14 protein-coding genes are annotated in these 16,493 nt (G+C 40.8%); 2 read left to right on the plus strand and 12 right to left on the minus strand.

Annotated features, from left to right (window positions below; genetic code table 11):
- Nucleotides 1-100 precede the first annotated feature (100 nt).
- From hscB to BTV98_RS03445, 6 genes are all read right to left on the minus strand, one after another.
- Entirely contained in the window at nucleotides 101-694 is a 594-nt protein-coding gene (gene hscB / locus BTV98_RS03420; RefSeq protein ID WP_058369073.1) for a Fe-S protein assembly co-chaperone HscB, read from the minus strand.
- Between the two features lie 154 nt (nucleotides 695-848).
- Nucleotides 849-1,169: an iron-sulfur cluster assembly protein IscA gene (gene iscA, locus BTV98_RS03425; protein ID WP_058369072.1), complete on the minus strand. Its 321-nt coding sequence runs from the start codon at nucleotides 1,167-1,169 to the stop codon at nucleotides 849-851.
- Between the two features lie 141 nt (nucleotides 1,170-1,310).
- On the minus strand, nucleotides 1,311-1,721 hold the full coding sequence (gene iscU, locus BTV98_RS03430; protein ID WP_058369071.1) for a Fe-S cluster assembly scaffold IscU: 411 nt from the start codon (nucleotides 1,719-1,721) through the stop codon (nucleotides 1,311-1,313).
- Between the two features lie 182 nt (nucleotides 1,722-1,903).
- Nucleotides 1,904-3,130 carry an IscS subfamily cysteine desulfurase gene (locus tag BTV98_RS03435; protein ID WP_058369070.1) on the minus strand — a complete coding sequence of 409 codons (1,227 nt, stop codon included), beginning with the start codon at nucleotides 3,128-3,130 and terminating at the stop codon, nucleotides 1,904-1,906.
- The gene (locus BTV98_RS03440; protein WP_058369069.1) at nucleotides 3,127-3,636 is read right to left on the minus strand and encodes an Rrf2 family transcriptional regulator; all 510 of its coding nucleotides are present in this window, start codon (nucleotides 3,634-3,636) and stop codon (nucleotides 3,127-3,129) included. Before BTV98_RS03440 ends, BTV98_RS03435 begins: the two co-directional genes overlap by 4 nt.
- 388 nt (nucleotides 3,637-4,024) lie before the next feature.
- Nucleotides 4,025-4,669 (minus strand): hypothetical protein, encoded by a 645-nt coding sequence (locus BTV98_RS03445; protein WP_058369068.1) that lies wholly within the window; start codon nucleotides 4,667-4,669, stop codon nucleotides 4,025-4,027.
- A gap of 697 nt (nucleotides 4,670-5,366) precedes the next feature.
- On the opposite strand from BTV98_RS03445, the gene BTV98_RS03450 reads away from it, so the two are divergent.
- Nucleotides 5,367-5,639, plus strand: a complete 273-nt coding sequence (locus tag BTV98_RS03450; RefSeq protein WP_025653024.1) for an HU family DNA-binding protein — start codon at nucleotides 5,367-5,369, stop codon at nucleotides 5,637-5,639.
- A 304-nt stretch (nucleotides 5,640-5,943) separates the two neighbouring features.
- Complete coding sequence (locus BTV98_RS03455; protein WP_075102891.1) at nucleotides 5,944-7,818, plus strand: SurA N-terminal domain-containing protein; 1,875 nt, start codon at nucleotides 5,944-5,946, stop codon at nucleotides 7,816-7,818.
- Nucleotides 7,819-7,973: 155 nt separating this feature from the next.
- On the opposite strand, the gene purH is transcribed toward BTV98_RS03455, so the two are convergent.
- From purH to mrcB, 6 genes are all read right to left on the minus strand, one after another.
- Nucleotides 7,974-9,554: a bifunctional phosphoribosylaminoimidazolecarboxamide formyltransferase/IMP cyclohydrolase gene (gene purH, locus BTV98_RS03460; RefSeq protein ID WP_058369066.1), complete on the minus strand. Its 1,581-nt coding sequence runs from the start codon at nucleotides 9,552-9,554 to the stop codon at nucleotides 7,974-7,976.
- A 293-nt stretch (nucleotides 9,555-9,847) separates the two neighbouring features.
- Nucleotides 9,848-10,126 (minus strand): helix-turn-helix domain-containing protein, encoded by a 279-nt coding sequence (locus BTV98_RS03465; protein ID WP_058369067.1) that lies wholly within the window; start codon nucleotides 10,124-10,126, stop codon nucleotides 9,848-9,850.
- 228 nt (nucleotides 10,127-10,354) lie between these two features.
- Entirely contained in the window at nucleotides 10,355-11,578 is a 1,224-nt protein-coding gene (locus tag BTV98_RS03470; protein ID WP_058369065.1) for a DUF3426 domain-containing protein, read from the minus strand.
- A gap of 202 nt (nucleotides 11,579-11,780) precedes the next feature.
- A complete protein-coding gene (gene prmA, locus BTV98_RS03475; protein ID WP_058369064.1) occupies nucleotides 11,781-12,704 on the minus strand; it encodes a 50S ribosomal protein L11 methyltransferase in 924 nt (307 codons plus the stop codon).
- 76 nt (nucleotides 12,705-12,780) lie between these two features.
- A complete protein-coding gene (locus BTV98_RS03480) occupies nucleotides 12,781-13,626 on the minus strand; it encodes a tetratricopeptide repeat protein (protein ID WP_058369063.1) in 846 nt (281 codons plus the stop codon).
- Between the two features lie 40 nt (nucleotides 13,627-13,666).
- Nucleotides 13,667-16,135 carry a penicillin-binding protein 1B gene (gene mrcB, locus BTV98_RS03485; RefSeq protein ID WP_058369062.1) on the minus strand — a complete coding sequence of 823 codons (2,469 nt, stop codon included), beginning with the start codon at nucleotides 16,133-16,135 and terminating at the stop codon, nucleotides 13,667-13,669.
- Nucleotides 16,136-16,493 lie beyond the last annotated feature (358 nt).

Here is a 16,493-nt window from a genome sequence, read left to right on the forward strand (position 1 = left end):
CTCTACAATAGAAGAAAATAGCGCTTAAAATAAGAAAGTATACAATATTGCTAGTAGTATTTTGACCTTAAGTGTAGAACCTAACATTCATATATTAAGTCTAAACATATAGGTCATCATCATCTGAATGTTCAGCACTTGCTACTTCATCAAGACCAATCGTAACATCAGCGTTTAATTTGACTAAAAACTTCAGTTTTTGTGTCGCATCAATAGCGGTCTGCCAGTTTTTACTTTTATAAGCTTTATCAAAACGTTCAGATTGATACGCCAAACGTTCTATGATTTGCGGATGTAGTTGTTTTAATGTCGCAAGATCTTTGTCTTCAATTGCTTCATCTAAATCAATACGCATCTGCATTGCATCTTCTAAAAAGTCTAAATCAGCAATAGAATGCTCTACATTCTGTGCTTGGTCAGCCATATCAAGCAAGTAGCTGGCACGACTATCAGGAGCACTTAGGGTTTGATAAGCTTGATTGATCAATGCTGAAGCCTGCACAGACCGCTGCTTCGCTTGCGCGATATCTGCTCCGCTTTTTGTATCATTAACAGAAAGATTATCTGGATGATAACGCTTTTGTAGCAGGCGTAGACGCTGATCAAGAATATCTTGATTGACTTCAAACTGTACAGGATGCTCAAATAGAGCAAAGAAATTATCAAACTGAGCTTCTAAAGTGACATCTGTCATATTATGCGCCTTGCTTTTCTGTTTGTTTTTAAGGTCTTTGCCTAACTAAATATTGTAAATATGAGATTGTAACTACGGACTTATATGAGGCTTGATGATCAATACTAACTTTGCGATATTGATATGCTACTGCCCAAGATTATAATCATACCTTTTAAACAGTAAAAGACTCACCGCAGCCACATTCGCCTTTTTGATTAGGATTGGTAAATTTGAAGCCTTCGTTTAAGCCTTCTTTTTCGTAATCCATCAATAAGCCATCTAAATAGACCAAGCTTTTGGGATCAATGAAGATACTGACACCTCGACTTTCATAGCGGGTATCATTGTCGTCAGGTATATCTACAAACTCTAAAACGTAAGCCAAGCCCGAGCAACCCGCTGTACGGATACCAACTCGAATACCTTCACCCTTACCGCGATTATCCAAAAACTCTCGAACATGCTGAGCGGCGCGTTCTGTCATTTCAATCATGCCAACTCCTACTTACCATCAAATTTGATAAAACTTAAAAGGTGACAAGTACATAAGCATCATTGTCACCTCTAAACATTAGTAGTAAAAAGCATACTACTAATGCAGTACTAACAGCATACATTGCGTATGCTATTAAAATTAATTAGTCGCTTCTTCTGCTACTTCGGCAGTACCATGCTTACCTTTGTAGTCAGTTATGGCAGCTTTAATAGCGTCTTCTGCAAGTACAGAGCAGTGAACTTTGACTGGTGGCAAGGCAAGCTCTTGAGCAATATCGTTGTTCTTGATCTCGCCAGCTTGATCTAAGCTTTTGCCTTTTAACCACTCAGTAACGAGCGAGCTTGAAGCAATCGCTGAACCGCAGCCGTAAGTTTTAAAGCGAGCGTCTTCAATGATACCTTTGTCATCGACTTGGATTTGTAGACGCATCACATCACCACAAGCTGGGGCACCCACCATACCGGTTCCAACGTTTTTAGCATTTTTGTCAAGATTGCCAACGTTGCGTGGATTTTCGTAATGATCAATAACTTGGTCACTATAGGCCATGGGGTTTTCTCCTAGTTAGATGATGAGTAGCCATTTATCAACTTTAAAATGTTTAACTACTCATCGATAATTGGGGTCAAACACTTCATATAAAAACGTTATTTATAATTGTCTGATTGTTCATTTAATGGCTATATTTTATAACCATATTATCTATTTTACTAAACTTACACTACCAAATATTAATGCTCCGCCCACTCAACTGAATCTAAATCAACGCCTTCTTGGTACATATCCCAAAGAGGAGATAGAGCACGTAGTTTATCGACTGCTTCGTGCATTTGCTTAACCACAGTATCAATATCTTCTTCGGTAGTATAACGACCGAAACTAAATCGAATTGAGCTGTGAGCTAATTCATCTGGACGACCAATTGCGCGCAGTACATATGAGGGCTCAAGCGTTGCCGATGTACAGGCTGAACCAGATGATACGGCCAAGTCTTTCAACGACATCATCAGTGACTCGCCTTCAACAAAGTTGAAGCTAATATTTACGATGTTTGGTACGCTATTCTCAAGGTCACCATTTAGATAAATTTCTTCGATATCTTGCAGGCCGTCCCAAAGCTTTTGACGCAACTTGGCTGCATGCGCATGATCTTCTTCATAACGCTCATTGGCTAAGGCAAATGCTGCACCGATACCAACAATCTGATGCGTCGGTAATGTACCTGAACGCATACCACGCTCATGACCACCACCATGCTGTTCTGCTTTTAGGCGAATGCGCGGCTTACGGCGAACAAATAACGCGCCAATTCCTTTAGGACCATATGCTTTATGACCAGAAAAACTCATCAAGTCAATTTTCATCTCTTCAAGATTGATAATTACCTTGCCAACAGCCTGAGCACCATCAACATGGAAAATAACACCCGCATCACGCGTGATCTCGCCAATAGCAGCAACATCAGTGATCGTACCAAGCTCGTTGTTCACCATCATAAGTGATACTAAAATTGTATCGTCACGCAATGCTTCTTTAACTTGCTCTGGTAAAATTAGACCAGTACCTGCTTGTGGCTCAAGATATGTGATCTCAAAGCCTTCTTGCTCAAGCTCACGGCAGGTATCTAATACGGCTTTATGCTCAATCTTACTCGTGATGATATGCTTACCGCGAGACTGATAAAAATGCGCTGCTCCTTTGATTGCTAGGTTGTCTGATTCTGTCGCACCAGAAGTAAAGACAATTTCGCGAGGGTCGGCATTAATGACTTCAGCGATTTGCTGACGTGCTGTCTCTACTGCTTCTTCTGCTTGCCAGCCATAGCCATGTGAGCGCGAGGCTGGATTACCAAAGATGCCATCTACAGTCAGATACTCGCTCATCTTAGCAGCTACTGATTTAGCAACTGGGGTAGTGGCGGCATAATCTAAATATATAAGGTTGTTGTGTTGGCTCATGCTGGGTTTGCCTCGCTAGTCGATAAAGTAATAGTATTAATGTCTTTTAAAGAAATCTCTTTAGTAGAGGTGTGCTGACGTTCTGATACTGTTTGCACGTTTTCCATGTCTAATAATTGCGCTAGTGTTATATTTTTCAAGTACTGTTCGATATGATTTGACAATGCACACCATAAATCATGGGTTAAACACATTGTACCACCTTGACAATCACCGCGTCCTTCACACTGCATAGCATTAACAGATTCGTCAACAGCAGATATAATGGTCATCACGTCTATTTCATCCAAAGGCTTAGCTAGATGGTAGCCACCTGCAGCACCGCGAATACTGGTAACCAAACCACGTTTACGAAGTTTGGAAAATAGCTGTTCAAGATAGGAGATAGAGATAGATTGCCGTTTTGCAATATCAGATAAGGATACAGCACTGTCTTGCTGACTGGTCTGCAAAGCCAAGTCTAATAAAGCGGTAACGGCATACCTGCCTCGAGTAGTTAAACGCATAAAATATCTCCAAGCTGATCAGTTATAAGCCAAATTCAATAACGAGCTTAGGCATGTTGATTAGTACAGTTGAGGTAAGGTTACTTACATCATAGCGTTATTAAATAACTTAGTCGCTATTACTGCTAGACAACAGATGGTTAACCCGATATGTGCTGCGATAGAGATATTATACTTAATCCTGAGTAATTTAGTCAAGATTAAAGTGTCTTAGTATGGTTAATCTTACCTATCACGATTATTGATAAAAGTAATCGGTAAACTCGAAGCCCAAATAAGACATAAAAGAGGAGGTAATCGGAAGAAGATTACTTGAGATAAGAACGCTTAACGACATGGCAGAGTTGTCATTAAGCGTTTTTAGTCAAAGAAAGAGGAGCCAAATAGGTTAGCTCATTAGTAAGGCAATGATGGCACCGATTGCAATAACAGTGGCTATTACTGACACAATGGTGAGGGTTTTTTGTCTACTCTGTAACTCTTTGACTGTCGTTTCAAACTCGCGATTTTTTATGGTCAACGTATTTATTTGAGTCTGTTGTTCTGCAATACGCACTTTATAATTGTGCTTCTTTTCTTCCATCTCTTCTGCGCTAGGCTTTTGCTTGCCATTGCCACCTTTGAATTTTTTTATGACACCTTGAATCAAGCTACCTAGTCCCAATTGAGTGATAAACTGTTTAATCAATTGTACTTGAACAGCTTCCCCGCGCATTTGTAGTTTTTCAGTCGCCTCACTGTCGTGAGAGGTAAGAGCATTCAATACTTGAATACTATAGGCGTTAATAACCACATCAGGCTCACTACGATCAACCGGTAGCTGCGCATCAAGTAACACCCCTTTATAGCTAAAAGTTGCAAAAACCTCTACATGAGGTAAGTACAAGCGCAGACAAACAACAGTGCCCTGTTTCGCTAGTGGATATGCAGCCCTACGTAGCTCAGGATCTAGGCGTAGCAACAGCGTCAATGCTGACTCAATGAATACTAAAACGATATTAAGAAGAGAGTGAGACAATGTAGTACGCTTCATGTAAGTAATCCATTTTATTGGGCAGGTTAGAAATAAACATAAAATATGAGTAGCAATAAATAATTGCAATCATAGGATTGATTATAGTTTGGTTTTTATAACATATTATGCGTTAGCTATCATAATGTTTCCATCATAAAAAGTAATGTGTCTCTATGTCAGTTAATAAATTGTTGCGCTATTCACTCAATGAAGACTAAAAACCTTATGAGCGTTAGCCTAACTGAACCGTAAGTGGGTAAAAATAAGAAAAAGGCCATTAGTCATCAATCAATGAGCTGATACCAGCGTCAATTGCTATTTTATAATATACATTTTTACCTTCCAATTTGAGTTAAACCTTTAAGTTATATTAAAAGCGTTACCTTTTTGATAAAACTATCTGTTACAGAGCACCAATATGGCTTTAGTGATTTACTAAACTGTTCTTTTATAAGTGGTAATTTTGGGACGAATTTATACATGAAACGACGAGTTACAGGTGATTTGCGTAACGTTAGGTGTCAAATACGTAGTTTCGCGGGCGAAAAAATGTAAAATCGCTTGCGCTCCTTTTGTTGCCTTGATATAAAGGCGTTAATAACGCGCAACCACAAACAAAAGCGTCTAGAATGGTTTTTATTGCTTATATCACGTGAGAGCGATACAATGCCGGACGTTAGCGTTTATTTTAGCCCTTAAACTTGAAGGAAATTTTATGAATAAGTCAGAATTAATTGATAGCATCGCAGATAAAAGTGGCCTTAACAAAACTCAAGCTGGTGATGCATTGAACGCCGTTATGGAAAGCGTTGGTGAAGCTCTAGAAGCGGGTGAAAGCATCTCATTAGTTGGCTTTGGTACGTTTAGCGTAAAAGACCGTAAAGCCCGTACTGGCCGTAATCCTAAGACGGGTGAAGAGCTAAGTATTCCAGCAAGTAAAGTACCAAGCTTTAAAGCTGGTAAAAATCTAAAAGAGCGCTTAAACTAGGCGTATCTTGGCTTGTTTTTATATAACTGTTGTTTAACTCTTGTTAGCGAAACAAGCAATAAAAAGCACCTTTAGATAAAGGTGCTTTTTTTATCGCTACAATTTATATAGTACGAGCTTGGAATATTTTGAGTCTAGACTAAAATTCACGTATCATAGGGCGCGCGTGACAATGCTGCTTTATTAAATTACGATTTAATCAGGCTTGAATAACACAAATATCATTTATCATCCCATTGTTCTATATGTCATCGACAGCGTTGCAATGGTTTATCATCAATATGAGTTAAAAGTAGAAATAACTATGGATAAATTGCGCGATTTTTTAAAAAGCTGGCCTGGTCGCATTTTATTGATTCTATGCTTATCGCCACTTGCTTTATTGGGTATTGAAAGCTACTTTCAGGGCAATGTTGATCCTAATCAAGTTGCTCAAGTAGGTGAGGCAAGCGTAGGTTTATCAGAGTATCAAAACGCAGTCAATAATAGACGTTCTGAGATTTTAGACCAAATTGATGATGCAAGCTTGTTAAATGAAGACGTGTTGCACGAACAAGTATTAAAAGGTTTGATTGATCGTACTTTGCTTGAACAGCAAGCTGGCAAGCTAGGTATGACGGTATCAGATGAAACAATTAATCGTCTGTTGCGTCAAGAAGACGCTTTTAAGGATGAAAATGGTGAGTTTTCTAATGCTCAGTTTTCAAACTTTTTACGTCAACGTGGTATGAACAAAAACCAGCTTTTTGCTGAGTTTCGCAATCAACTAAGTCTCGATCAGCTTAATGCTAGCATCGTTGGCACTGCCATTTATCCTATGAAAGCGGTAAACCAATTGATTGATTTACAGTTAGAGTCGCGCAATATTTGGCTACATCGCTTTAATTGGCAAAATTATCAGCAGCAAGTTAAGCTTAGTGAAAGTGATATTCAAGCTTACTACGATGCCAATAAGAAGACCCTAAAAAGCGATGCGATGGTTGATTTGGCTTACATTCAGCTGAGCCCAGCGATGATTAAAGTCGATACAGTGACAGAAGAAGAGCTGCAACAGCAATATGAAAGCTATAAACAAGGCCTTGCTGTGGTCGATGAACGTAAGATTAGCCAAATCTTATTGACTGGTGATGACGCAAAAACGCGTGCTAATGAGATTAAAGATCGCCTTGATAAAGGTGAAACATTTGCAGCGTTGGCTAAAGCGGAGTCAGATGATCCATCAGGTGAAAGTGGCGGTGATATTGGGCTTTTTAATGCATCAGTATTTGGTAATGATGCTGCCGCTGTTGAATCAGCGCTGCAAGGTTTGAGTGTTGGTGAGGTTACGCCACCTATCAAAACCAGTTTTGGTTATCAAATATTTACCGTAACAGAAGACAATGGTAGCAAAATACCAAGACTAGAAAGTATGCGTGAAGAGCTAACAGCCAAGGCAAAAGAGTATAAACGCCAATCTATTTATGCGGATAAGGTAACAGCGATCAACGACTTGGCAGCCGACGGTTTTAGTATCGAAGATATTGCGCAGCAAGAAAACGTGGCATTAAAGCAGATCAAAGACTATCGAAAAGACAATAATACTTCAGTATTATCGCAACCTGCTATTATTAAACAAGCGTTCGATGAGTTTACTATTCAGGATCAGGCAGTAACAGCAGGGATTGAAGTGGGTAACGGTACGGCGTGGGTACAACCAAGCAACTATCGTCCTACTCAGACTCTTACGCTTGCAGCAGCCACGCCAATAATCACGCAAAAGCTACGTCAACAAAAAGCCAGTGCTATGGCTCTTGAAGACGCTAAACAATTAGCTGCTAATATTAAGACTGTGGCAGATATTAATGAGCAACCAGTAAACTTTCAAGCATTAGGTCAAGTGAATCGTCAGACAACGTTATTGACCAACAAGGAACGCAGTTTAGCATTTAGCCAGCAAGCTCCTAAAGATGGGGTTGTGGCGTTAGCTAGAGAGACTGAGGTAGGCGCTAGTGTGATAGTTGGTGATCGTATCGAAACTGAAAGTCAATCACAGCTGTCAGATACAGAAAAAGCCCAAACTGCACAGATTATTCGTGACAATCTAGGTCAAGATCAGCTGCAAGATTATTTAGACTATTTACGCTTAGTATATAAAGTTGAAATTAATGAAGCCAATATAGCTGGCGCACAAGGTCAATAAAGGCATAATGGCTTTAACTATTGACGAACAGCTAAGTTAGAAAATGTGTCGACTTATTTTAAGATGAGACATAATGAATAAAAAAGCCACTGTACTATACAGTGGCTTTTTTAATGAATCATATCGTGACAAGTCTCTACGTTACATATTGCATGCTAGTGGCGGAAATGACGCATACCTGTAAATACCATGGCGATACCATGCTCATTTGCCGCAGCAATGGTCTCATCGTCACGCATAGAACCACCCGGTTGAATAATAGCTGAGATACCAACCTCTGCTGCATTATCAATTCCATCACGGAACGGGAAGAAAGCATCTGATGCCATGACAGCTCCTTCAGTAACCAATCCAGCGTGCTCAGCCTTAATAGCTGCGATACGAGCTGAATTGACGCGGCTCATTTGACCTGCGCCAACACCAATAGTACGCTGGTTTTTGGCATAAACGATAGCGTTGGACTTGACATACTTTGCAACGTTCCAGCTAAACAGCAAATCAGCGATCTGGGCTTCAGTTGGCTGAACATCGGTTACGATTTTTAGATCATTAGCCGTAATCAAGCCTAAATCTTGTTCCTGCACGAGTAAACCCCCGTTGACGCGCTTGTAGTCAAGTTGAGAGTCACGCTGAGCTGGCGTTGGTAATTCGCCACAAACCAATACACGTACGTTTTTCTTAGCCGCGGTTGTGTCAAGCACACCGTCTTCAACACTCGGCGCAATGATCACTTCAACAAACTGGTTGTCAATAATAGCTTTAGCAGTCGCAACTGTTAATGGGCAATTAAAAGCAATGATACCGCCAAAAGAGGACTCAGGATCGGTACTAAAAGCTGTTTTGTAAGCAGTGACTTGATCTTGATTCACTGCTACGCCGCACGGATTGGCGTGCTTTACAATCACACAAGCGGGTGCATTAAAGGCCTTAACGCACTCAAGAGCTGCATCAGTATCAGCGATATTATTATAAGAGAGGGCTTTGCCTTGTAGCTGCTTAGCAGTAGCAATAGAAGCTTGCTGGCTCTTTAGAGGCTGGTTTTCGGTATAGAAGGCAGCATTTTGATGAGGATTTTCACCGTAACGTAGGTCTTGTGCTTTCTCAAGCTGCACATTAAAGGTACGTGAAAAATTCTCTGGTTCTTGAGTGTCATTGACACGGCTACCTAGGAAGTTAGCGATCATACCATCATACTGGGCGGTATGTTCAAACGCTTTGACGGCTAAATCATAGCGTAGAGCCGTTGTCAGCTCAGTACCGTCACCTAAAGCGGTAAGCACACGCTCGTAATCAGCTGGATCAGTCACAATACCTACATGAGCGTGGTTTTTAGCGGCGGCACGTACCATAGTCGGACCACCAATATCGATGTTTTCGATAGCATCATTCATAGTGACGTCAGCGCGAGCAATTGTCTCAGCAAATGGATAAAGATTAACCACGACCAAATCAATACGATCGATACTATGTGAATTCATCACTGCATCGTCTGTACCACGGCGACCTAAAATACCGCCATGAATTTTTGGATGTAATGTTTTAACACGGCCATCCATCATTTCAGGAAAACCGGTATAATCTGATACTTCAGTTACGGCCACATCATGCTCTTTGAGCAACCGATAAGTACCGCCAGTGGATAATAAGTTGAATCCTGACTGAATAAGCCCTTGAGCAAATTCTACGATATTAGATTTATCAGAGACTGAGAGTAGAGCAAACGGTTTGGTAGCCATAAAAACGATTCCATAAAAAAAGCCCGACACAGACGTCCGGCAAGATAGTAGTGGCAGTCACAGATATAATCACATCAAACCTGTGAATTGCCGTATACAATAATGATAAAGCGTAATATTAAGCTTAGTGTTAATTTTTAAGGTTATAGCAACGCATATAAAGCCAGTTACGTACTGCTCAGCCTTAAAAAATAACATGCCAATAATCACGGTGCCTATAATAAAACATCTGGCCCATTTACACAAAACTCAATATCATTTTAGAGCATAAATACTACTTTCTATACAATCAGCTACATTAAATTATGGGTTTTTAGTTTTTTACGCAGTGTGCCACGATTAAGCCCCAAGATTTGAGCACATTTGGTTTGATTTCCACGAGTCTGCTCAAGCACGACAGTTAATAAAGGCAGCTCTACTTCTCTTAAGATAAGCTCATAAAAGTCTGTTGGCATCTCATCTTCCAAAGCGGCAAAGTACTCACGTACGACACGTTCGACATGTACTCGTAGAGGGGCATTCACTGGCGCAAGCTCTGTGTCACTAGATAAGAGGCTGTCTGAGCTTTGCAAACTGCTTTGTGCGTCAGTTGTTGGTTGCTGAATACTATCTCGATTATCAGACTCATTAAAATGATTAGAATGCTGGGCAAGACGGTTGGCAGAAGGAGGAACTGAGTGTGCCATAAGGTGATGTCCTTAAAAATTGTCATACGACAAAGGTTATGAATAAAGGGCTAACTGAGTGTCAAATTACATATCAATGTAAACATCAGGCTAGAAACAGACAAATATAAAAGATTAATAAATAGGATCAATAGTTACTCTATTAATCTCATTATTGACAACTGGAACGGTAAACATAAAGGGTTTGTTTTGTTCAGCAGAGAGTACGTTTTGTTTGCTGACTAGATAGTCCTTTGGCGTGGCAATGAACTCTCCAATGACATCATCATTACTATAAATACTGACTTTTAGATTGGGTAATAACTGGGATTTTGTACTTTGATTTGCCAAGGTAGCTGCTATGTCAGTAAACTCGTCAGCAGTTTTTACTGTACTGGGCCGATAAGCCACATCATTGATATCGAAAGCTGACATATTAGCGTTGGGTAGGCTACAAGCTGCGACAGCGCAAACAGCTTGTAAGCGCTCCGCATGGATTGGGTCTTTGACTAGGTTGTCTAAATTAAAAATAACATATTGTGCAAACAATAGCATTACCAACACCAAACAGCCAGCTAACCATAGTAAGGAGGCTACAGATGTCTGCATACGAGATTGTACTGGATAAATACGTGATTGAGCTTTACTTGCTTGCTTAGAAGGAGTTTGAAATTGATCTCTTAGCGGTACGCCCATGCTCGCTAACAATTGCGATAAGTCAGTACCAGACTCTACAACGTCTGTACTGTTGTTTTGCTCCTCAAGGAGCTTTTCGAGCCATGCATTATCACTATCACTATCATTAACACTATTAGTATTGTCATTTCTGCGAGAAGCATTGGCAGATGCTGAGGCGTTATTATGCTGAGGCTTAGTGTTTATGACATAGTTTGACTCTTCAAACGCCTTTTCTTGCTCGTTATACATATCATGAAGGATAGGAGAGTCGCTAGTCGTAGCATCTGTAGGTTTAGGTTCCGCGTTTTCAGAATCTGAACGTACTGACGATATCTGCGTGGTGTTCAAATCAAAGGACCAAGCGCTCATTTCATCCCATGAGTCGTACTCCAAGTTTGATGGTTCAAGATCGTCAATGGGCATGTCATCATGGATGAGCGTATCAGAAGATAAGAAGTCATCGTTATGTTGAGAAGTATTGTTGTTGCTTTTTTCGATAAAAGTGGAGGTGCTACTGACATCTGAAGGTTCATCACCAGAAACTACAAGGTTTTCATTGACCAAAAATATCTGCTGACAACGTTTACAGCGTACTTTTGCATCCAGCTCACTTAGCAAAGTTTGTGGTAAACTAAAGTAGGCTTGACAAGAAGGACATTGAGTTTTGATAAGCGTAGTCATGTAATTGAGTCCAAAGAAATACAGTAATAATTACTATGTACCGACTCACCAAAAACTGTCTTGTTTTAGATATTTATAGGTATCTGTATCGCGATAGACAATAGGAGAGCAGTATTGCGTTTGCAAAATCCAACCAGTTGTCTATCGTAACAGATGTAATAAAGTGTTGCTAGTATGTAAATAAAACTATTTGGTATTGCTATTATGTAAATACTCCTGATAAGCGTTGCCAATGTTGATCTTCTTGAGAAGTGAAAGCATGTTTGGAGTCAAGATTAAAGTAAGGGCGATAAGCTTCTGCAACTTGCTCGGTTTGAGACTCGATCAATCCTGCCAACACTATGCGTCCTTTTGGTGCGATTAAAGTTGCAAAGTAAGGAGCGAGATTAATAAGAGGTTTTGCTAAAATATTTGCAACAATAACATCCACAGGAATAATATCGTGTTGTGCGCAATAGTCTGTAAACTCCTCTGGTAAAAATGCTTGCAATCGTTCATCAACTTTATTGCGTGCAGCATTTTGGTTTGTAGAAAGTACTGCTTGTGGGTCAATATCGACTGCATAAACTTGTTTGGCGCCTAATAGTAATGCGCCGATACCTAATATACCCGAGCCGCAACCATAGTCTATTATTACTTTATCTTTTAAGTCTTGTTCTGTCAGCCAGTCTAAACATAGGCGCGTAGTGGCATGATAACCTGTGCCAAAAGCAAGCCCTGGATCCATAATAATATTAGTAGCATCAGCATCAGGTGGCGTTAGCCAATTTGGAACAATCCAGAGATTGTTAGCGCATTCAATTGGATGATAATGAGTCATCCATTCACGTTCCCAATCTTTATCATCGACCGCAGTGAGCCAAATGCGACTGGCTTGGATTTGCGCTGCAATATCATGACTGAGCTGCTCAACAGCTTGTCGACTCCCATCTTCGGTAGTAGCGTCAAAGAGACCAGTTAGTATCACGTCATCCCACAGGGGTGATTCGCCCGGTAATGGCTCAAATAGAGGTTGATCACCTGCATCGTCTAGCGCGATAGACAGGGCGCCTGCCTCTAATAACAGTGCCTCTGCAAGATCGACGTTTGCTTTTTCACATTGTAGGTGCAGTTGTTGCCATGCCATAAAGATAACCTTGATTAAATTAAATTGAGTGAATGAAAAGTAAGTTGTTGTATTTTATATAAAAACCATTCAATAATTACTTGAGTGCTTGCTGCGCCTCACGAACAACACGCGAATCGTTTTGTTGTTGACCTGAGCGTAGGATAAGCTGCCATAGTGAACGGCGACGATTGGCGTCTTCAGAAACGGTCAGACCTCGACGAGCCATGGCCTCAGCTTTACGCGGTTGCCCTTTTTTTAGTGCTACTTGTGACAGATAAAAATATACTGCAGATGATCTGGGCGCTAAACGCTGTGCACGGGTAAAGCTGTTTTCAGCAGCAGTCAGATTGCCTGATTTGAGCTGATTAGTACCAGTTTGCATTAGATTGCGAAAAGCTGGCAAGTTGCTTTGATTATTAGTAGGTTGACGGCTTCTTTGCTGTGAATTTTGACGTGCCTGCTCTAATAGTTCATTGTGTGACGGTGCAGTAGGGGGTTGTGAGATCATATAATCATCACGTGGAGGAGTATATACAGGCTCGTTAAATATGACTTCTCGTTGTTCTATAACCTGTGTTTGCTGCGTTAAAGGATTATTAGCAGTTGAGGTGTTTTCTGAGTAGGTATTGTTTTCTGGCGTAGCATCAGTAGGCGGTATATATGGTTTGGTAGGGTAGGTATTTGTAACATAAGTACGATTCTGAGTAGTTTGTGGTGTTTCAGTCGTTGCAGGTGCTACGGTCACAGGTGTTTTGGTGGTCACTGTAGCGGTGTTGCTAGGTAGTGGCGAGGTCGTCTGACAAGCACTCAACGTCAACATACTGATGAGCGCACTTGATACCAAAAAAGATCTGATGAGACTTTTGTGCTTTTTGTTCTGTACTATTAAGTACTGATGTTGCATAAATACCGCCATATCAAACCCCTTATTTTGTATCATTTTAACCACCAGTATGAATCAACAACTTAAAAACAATTTGTTAAAACCACTCAAGAGCTCGATCGTACCAAGTGTCTGTACGTCTTTGAGTGTCGTTATCATTACCTTCTGCATTTGGCTCGATTACCTCACTGTTTGGTATCTCTAGACCTTCACGTTGACGCTGCTGATTAATCGACCCTTGCTCGTTTTCCCATTGTATTTGACCACGCGCTTGCTCCTGCTGATATAAAGAAATCGCACAACTACTCGCTTCTTCTGGCAAATGCGCTGACAGAACTGGTAAGTATCGAGCCGAGGCACAGCGTTCATTAGATAGTTTGCCAGAGTTGTTCTCAAGCCATAGCCATTCAATTCCTTCAGGCTCTGCCATAGCGACAGGCGTCAACTTTATACGATTCATATAATCAACCCATACTGGTAATGCTCCAGTACCACCACTAAGCCCAATTGGTTTGTTATCATCGCGTCCAACCCAAACGACGCTCACATAGTTGCCGCTATAGCCTGCAAACCATGCATCACGGTAGTCATTGGTCGTCCCAGTCTTACCCGCTAGGTTTAAATTGCTACCGAGTGATTGGGCACGTTTGGCAGTACCGTTTTTGACCACTTCTTGTAAAGCATAGTTGGTCAAGTAATTGGTTTCAGGTGGTATGCTGCGCTGAGTGTTCAGACCAGTACGCTGCAAAATTCGCCCGCGATTGTCAATGACGGTTCGAATACTATGAATAGGGGTGCGAAAGCCGCCAGTTGCAAAGACTTGATACACGCCAAGCATATCCATAGGACTTAAGTTAACTGAGCCTAACAGTACTGAGGGATAAGCGGGAATTTTTTCTTCAATACCCAAACGACGTAACTGTTTGGCAAATGTGTCGATACCAAATTCCATACCCAAACGTACGGCGCTTTGATTGTATGATTTGGCGAGTGCAGTCGTTAATGGAACATAGCCATGATCACGACCGCTATAGTTTTTAGGGTTCCACTTGCTACCATCCCCTAAGTTGACTGTAATCGGAGAGTCATCAACGGGGCTAGCCAAATTGTAGCGCCCACTTTCAAGTGCTGTCATATAAATAACAGGTTTTAACAATGATCCAACCTGACGCTTGGCATCGACCGCACGGTTAAAACCAGTAAACTCGCTACCACTACCAACGACAGCGACTAGCTCACCGGTCTCAGGATTGGCACTGACCAAGGCACCTTGCAAGTCTTTAGTCTTGCTACTTTTACGGCGTAACTCACCAAGTTTTTTGTCGACAGCTTGATCAGCTGCTAGTTGCGCAATAGGGTCAAGGGTACTAATAATAGTAAGACCTTCGTTTTTTAGGTCATCAGAGTAATAGACGTCATTAAGCTCGCGCTTGACGATGTCCAAAAAGTCTGGAAATTGACTTTTACCTTCAACAGGCTTATCTACAACCCCAAGAGGCTTTTCTAATGCCGTGTCGTATTGCTCTTGACTGATAGAACCCATCTGTAGCATATTATTGAGCACTACATCACGACGCGCTTTTGAATCATTGGGATGGCGGCGAGGATTATAGACGCTTGGCCCTTTAGCCATACCGACTAACATGGCTTGTTGATCCAACCGAAGCTCATTTAGTGGTTGGTTAAAATAAAATTGTGCAGCTAAGCCAAAACCATTTATAGAGCGATTGCCATTTTGACCAAGATAGATCTCATTGAGATAAGTTTGCAAAATCTCATCTTTACTATAATGCAGCTCCAGTAATACGGCCATCAGTGCTTCATTGGCTTTACGCTTAAGGGTGCGATCAGAATTCAGATAAAAGTTTTTGATAAGCTGCTGGGTGATAGTCGAACCCCCCTGCATAGAGCCACCAGAGAAGTTGTTGATTACGGCACGTGCGATACCGCGTATAGATACGCCTTTATGCTCATAAAAACCACGATCTTCAGTCGCAATTAAGGCATCAATTAATGGTTGCGGCACGTCATCTAAAGAGACAACCATTCGATCTTCATTGCTATCCGGGTAAATACCGCCAATACTTACAGGCTCAAGACGAATAATGCCAGTCTTATTTTGTTCAGTGCTCTGAATCGTCTTAATCTTGTTATTTGCAATCGTCATCTTAATGACTTGTTCTTTATCAATATCGTTTGCACTATAAGTAAAGCCGCGCGTATGGATAAAGTAGTTATTGCCTGATTTATAGAAGCTACCTGTGCGATCATAGTCCTTGTTGCTACGATAATTAAGCAGCTCAAGCCAAGTCTTCATCATGCTGTTGTCAACTGCCGCACCTTGATAGAGCTCGAGCGGCTGCGAATACACTTTGGCAGGAATATCCCAGCGCTTACCTTCAAACTTATGAGTGATAGTACGGTCAAGCTTGACCAAATACAGCGCCAATAAAACCATGCCAGCGATGACGATGATTAATAGGATACTACTGAATACAATTCCACGCTGCTGCGAGGGAAGAGTGCCTACAGCAGACTGAGGTAACTTAGGATTAGATTTTCGCACTGATAACGCACCGTATTAGGATAAAAAACTGCCTCATAATGACGCAAATTGACAAAATTTTCAATCTATCATCATCGACTCAGGGTTTTATTGGGTTTAGCTAGGAAGGTGTATAATGGTATAACATTGAATATCAATATATAAATTGATTAAATAAAGCGTGGTAGTAGTGCTAATATGATTCCAACAGAACTAAAAACAGCAAAAAACTCTGTATTTAACGAATGAGTTTTAATACTGCATTAACTTATATATGACTGACTATAAGGTTTTAATTTATTTAATGAGTGCCATATAGGATAACAGTCTATACGCCCAAAAATGGTGTTTTTTGTATGGATTATCTGCTGTTATTTTA

It is taken from the genome of Psychrobacter sp. Cmf 22.2, assembly GCF_001921745.1.
In the GTDB taxonomy this organism is placed as follows: domain Bacteria; phylum Pseudomonadota; class Gammaproteobacteria; order Pseudomonadales; family Moraxellaceae; genus Psychrobacter.

Coding starts and splice junctions, on each gene's coding strand:
- hscB (WP_058369073.1), bottom strand. CDS start 694: ATGACAGATGTCACTTTAGAAGCTCAGTTTGATAATTTCTTTGCTCTA.
- iscA (WP_058369072.1), bottom strand. CDS start 1,169: ATGATTGAAATGACAGAACGCGCCGCTCAGCATGTTCGAGAGTTTTTG.
- iscU (WP_058369071.1), bottom strand. CDS start 1,721: ATGGCCTATAGTGACCAAGTTATTGATCATTACGAAAATCCACGCAAC.
- BTV98_RS03435 (WP_058369070.1), bottom strand. CDS start 3,130: ATGAGCCAACACAACAACCTTATATATTTAGATTATGCCGCCACTACC.
- BTV98_RS03440 (WP_058369069.1), bottom strand. CDS start 3,636: ATGCGTTTAACTACTCGAGGCAGGTATGCCGTTACCGCTTTATTAGAC.
- BTV98_RS03445 (WP_058369068.1), bottom strand. CDS start 4,669: ATGAAGCGTACTACATTGTCTCACTCTCTTCTTAATATCGTTTTAGTA.
- BTV98_RS03450 (WP_025653024.1), top strand. CDS start 5,367: ATGAATAAGTCAGAATTAATTGATAGCATCGCAGATAAAAGTGGCCTT.
- BTV98_RS03455 (WP_075102891.1), top strand. CDS start 5,944: ATGGATAAATTGCGCGATTTTTTAAAAAGCTGGCCTGGTCGCATTTTA.
- purH (WP_058369066.1), bottom strand. CDS start 9,554: ATGGCTACCAAACCGTTTGCTCTACTCTCAGTCTCTGATAAATCTAAT.
- BTV98_RS03470 (WP_058369065.1), bottom strand. CDS start 11,578: ATGACTACGCTTATCAAAACTCAATGTCCTTCTTGTCAAGCCTACTTT.
- prmA (WP_058369064.1), bottom strand. CDS start 12,704: ATGGCATGGCAACAACTGCACCTACAATGTGAAAAAGCAAACGTCGAT.
- BTV98_RS03480 (WP_058369063.1), bottom strand. CDS start 13,626: ATGATACAAAATAAGGGGTTTGATATGGCGGTATTTATGCAACATCAG.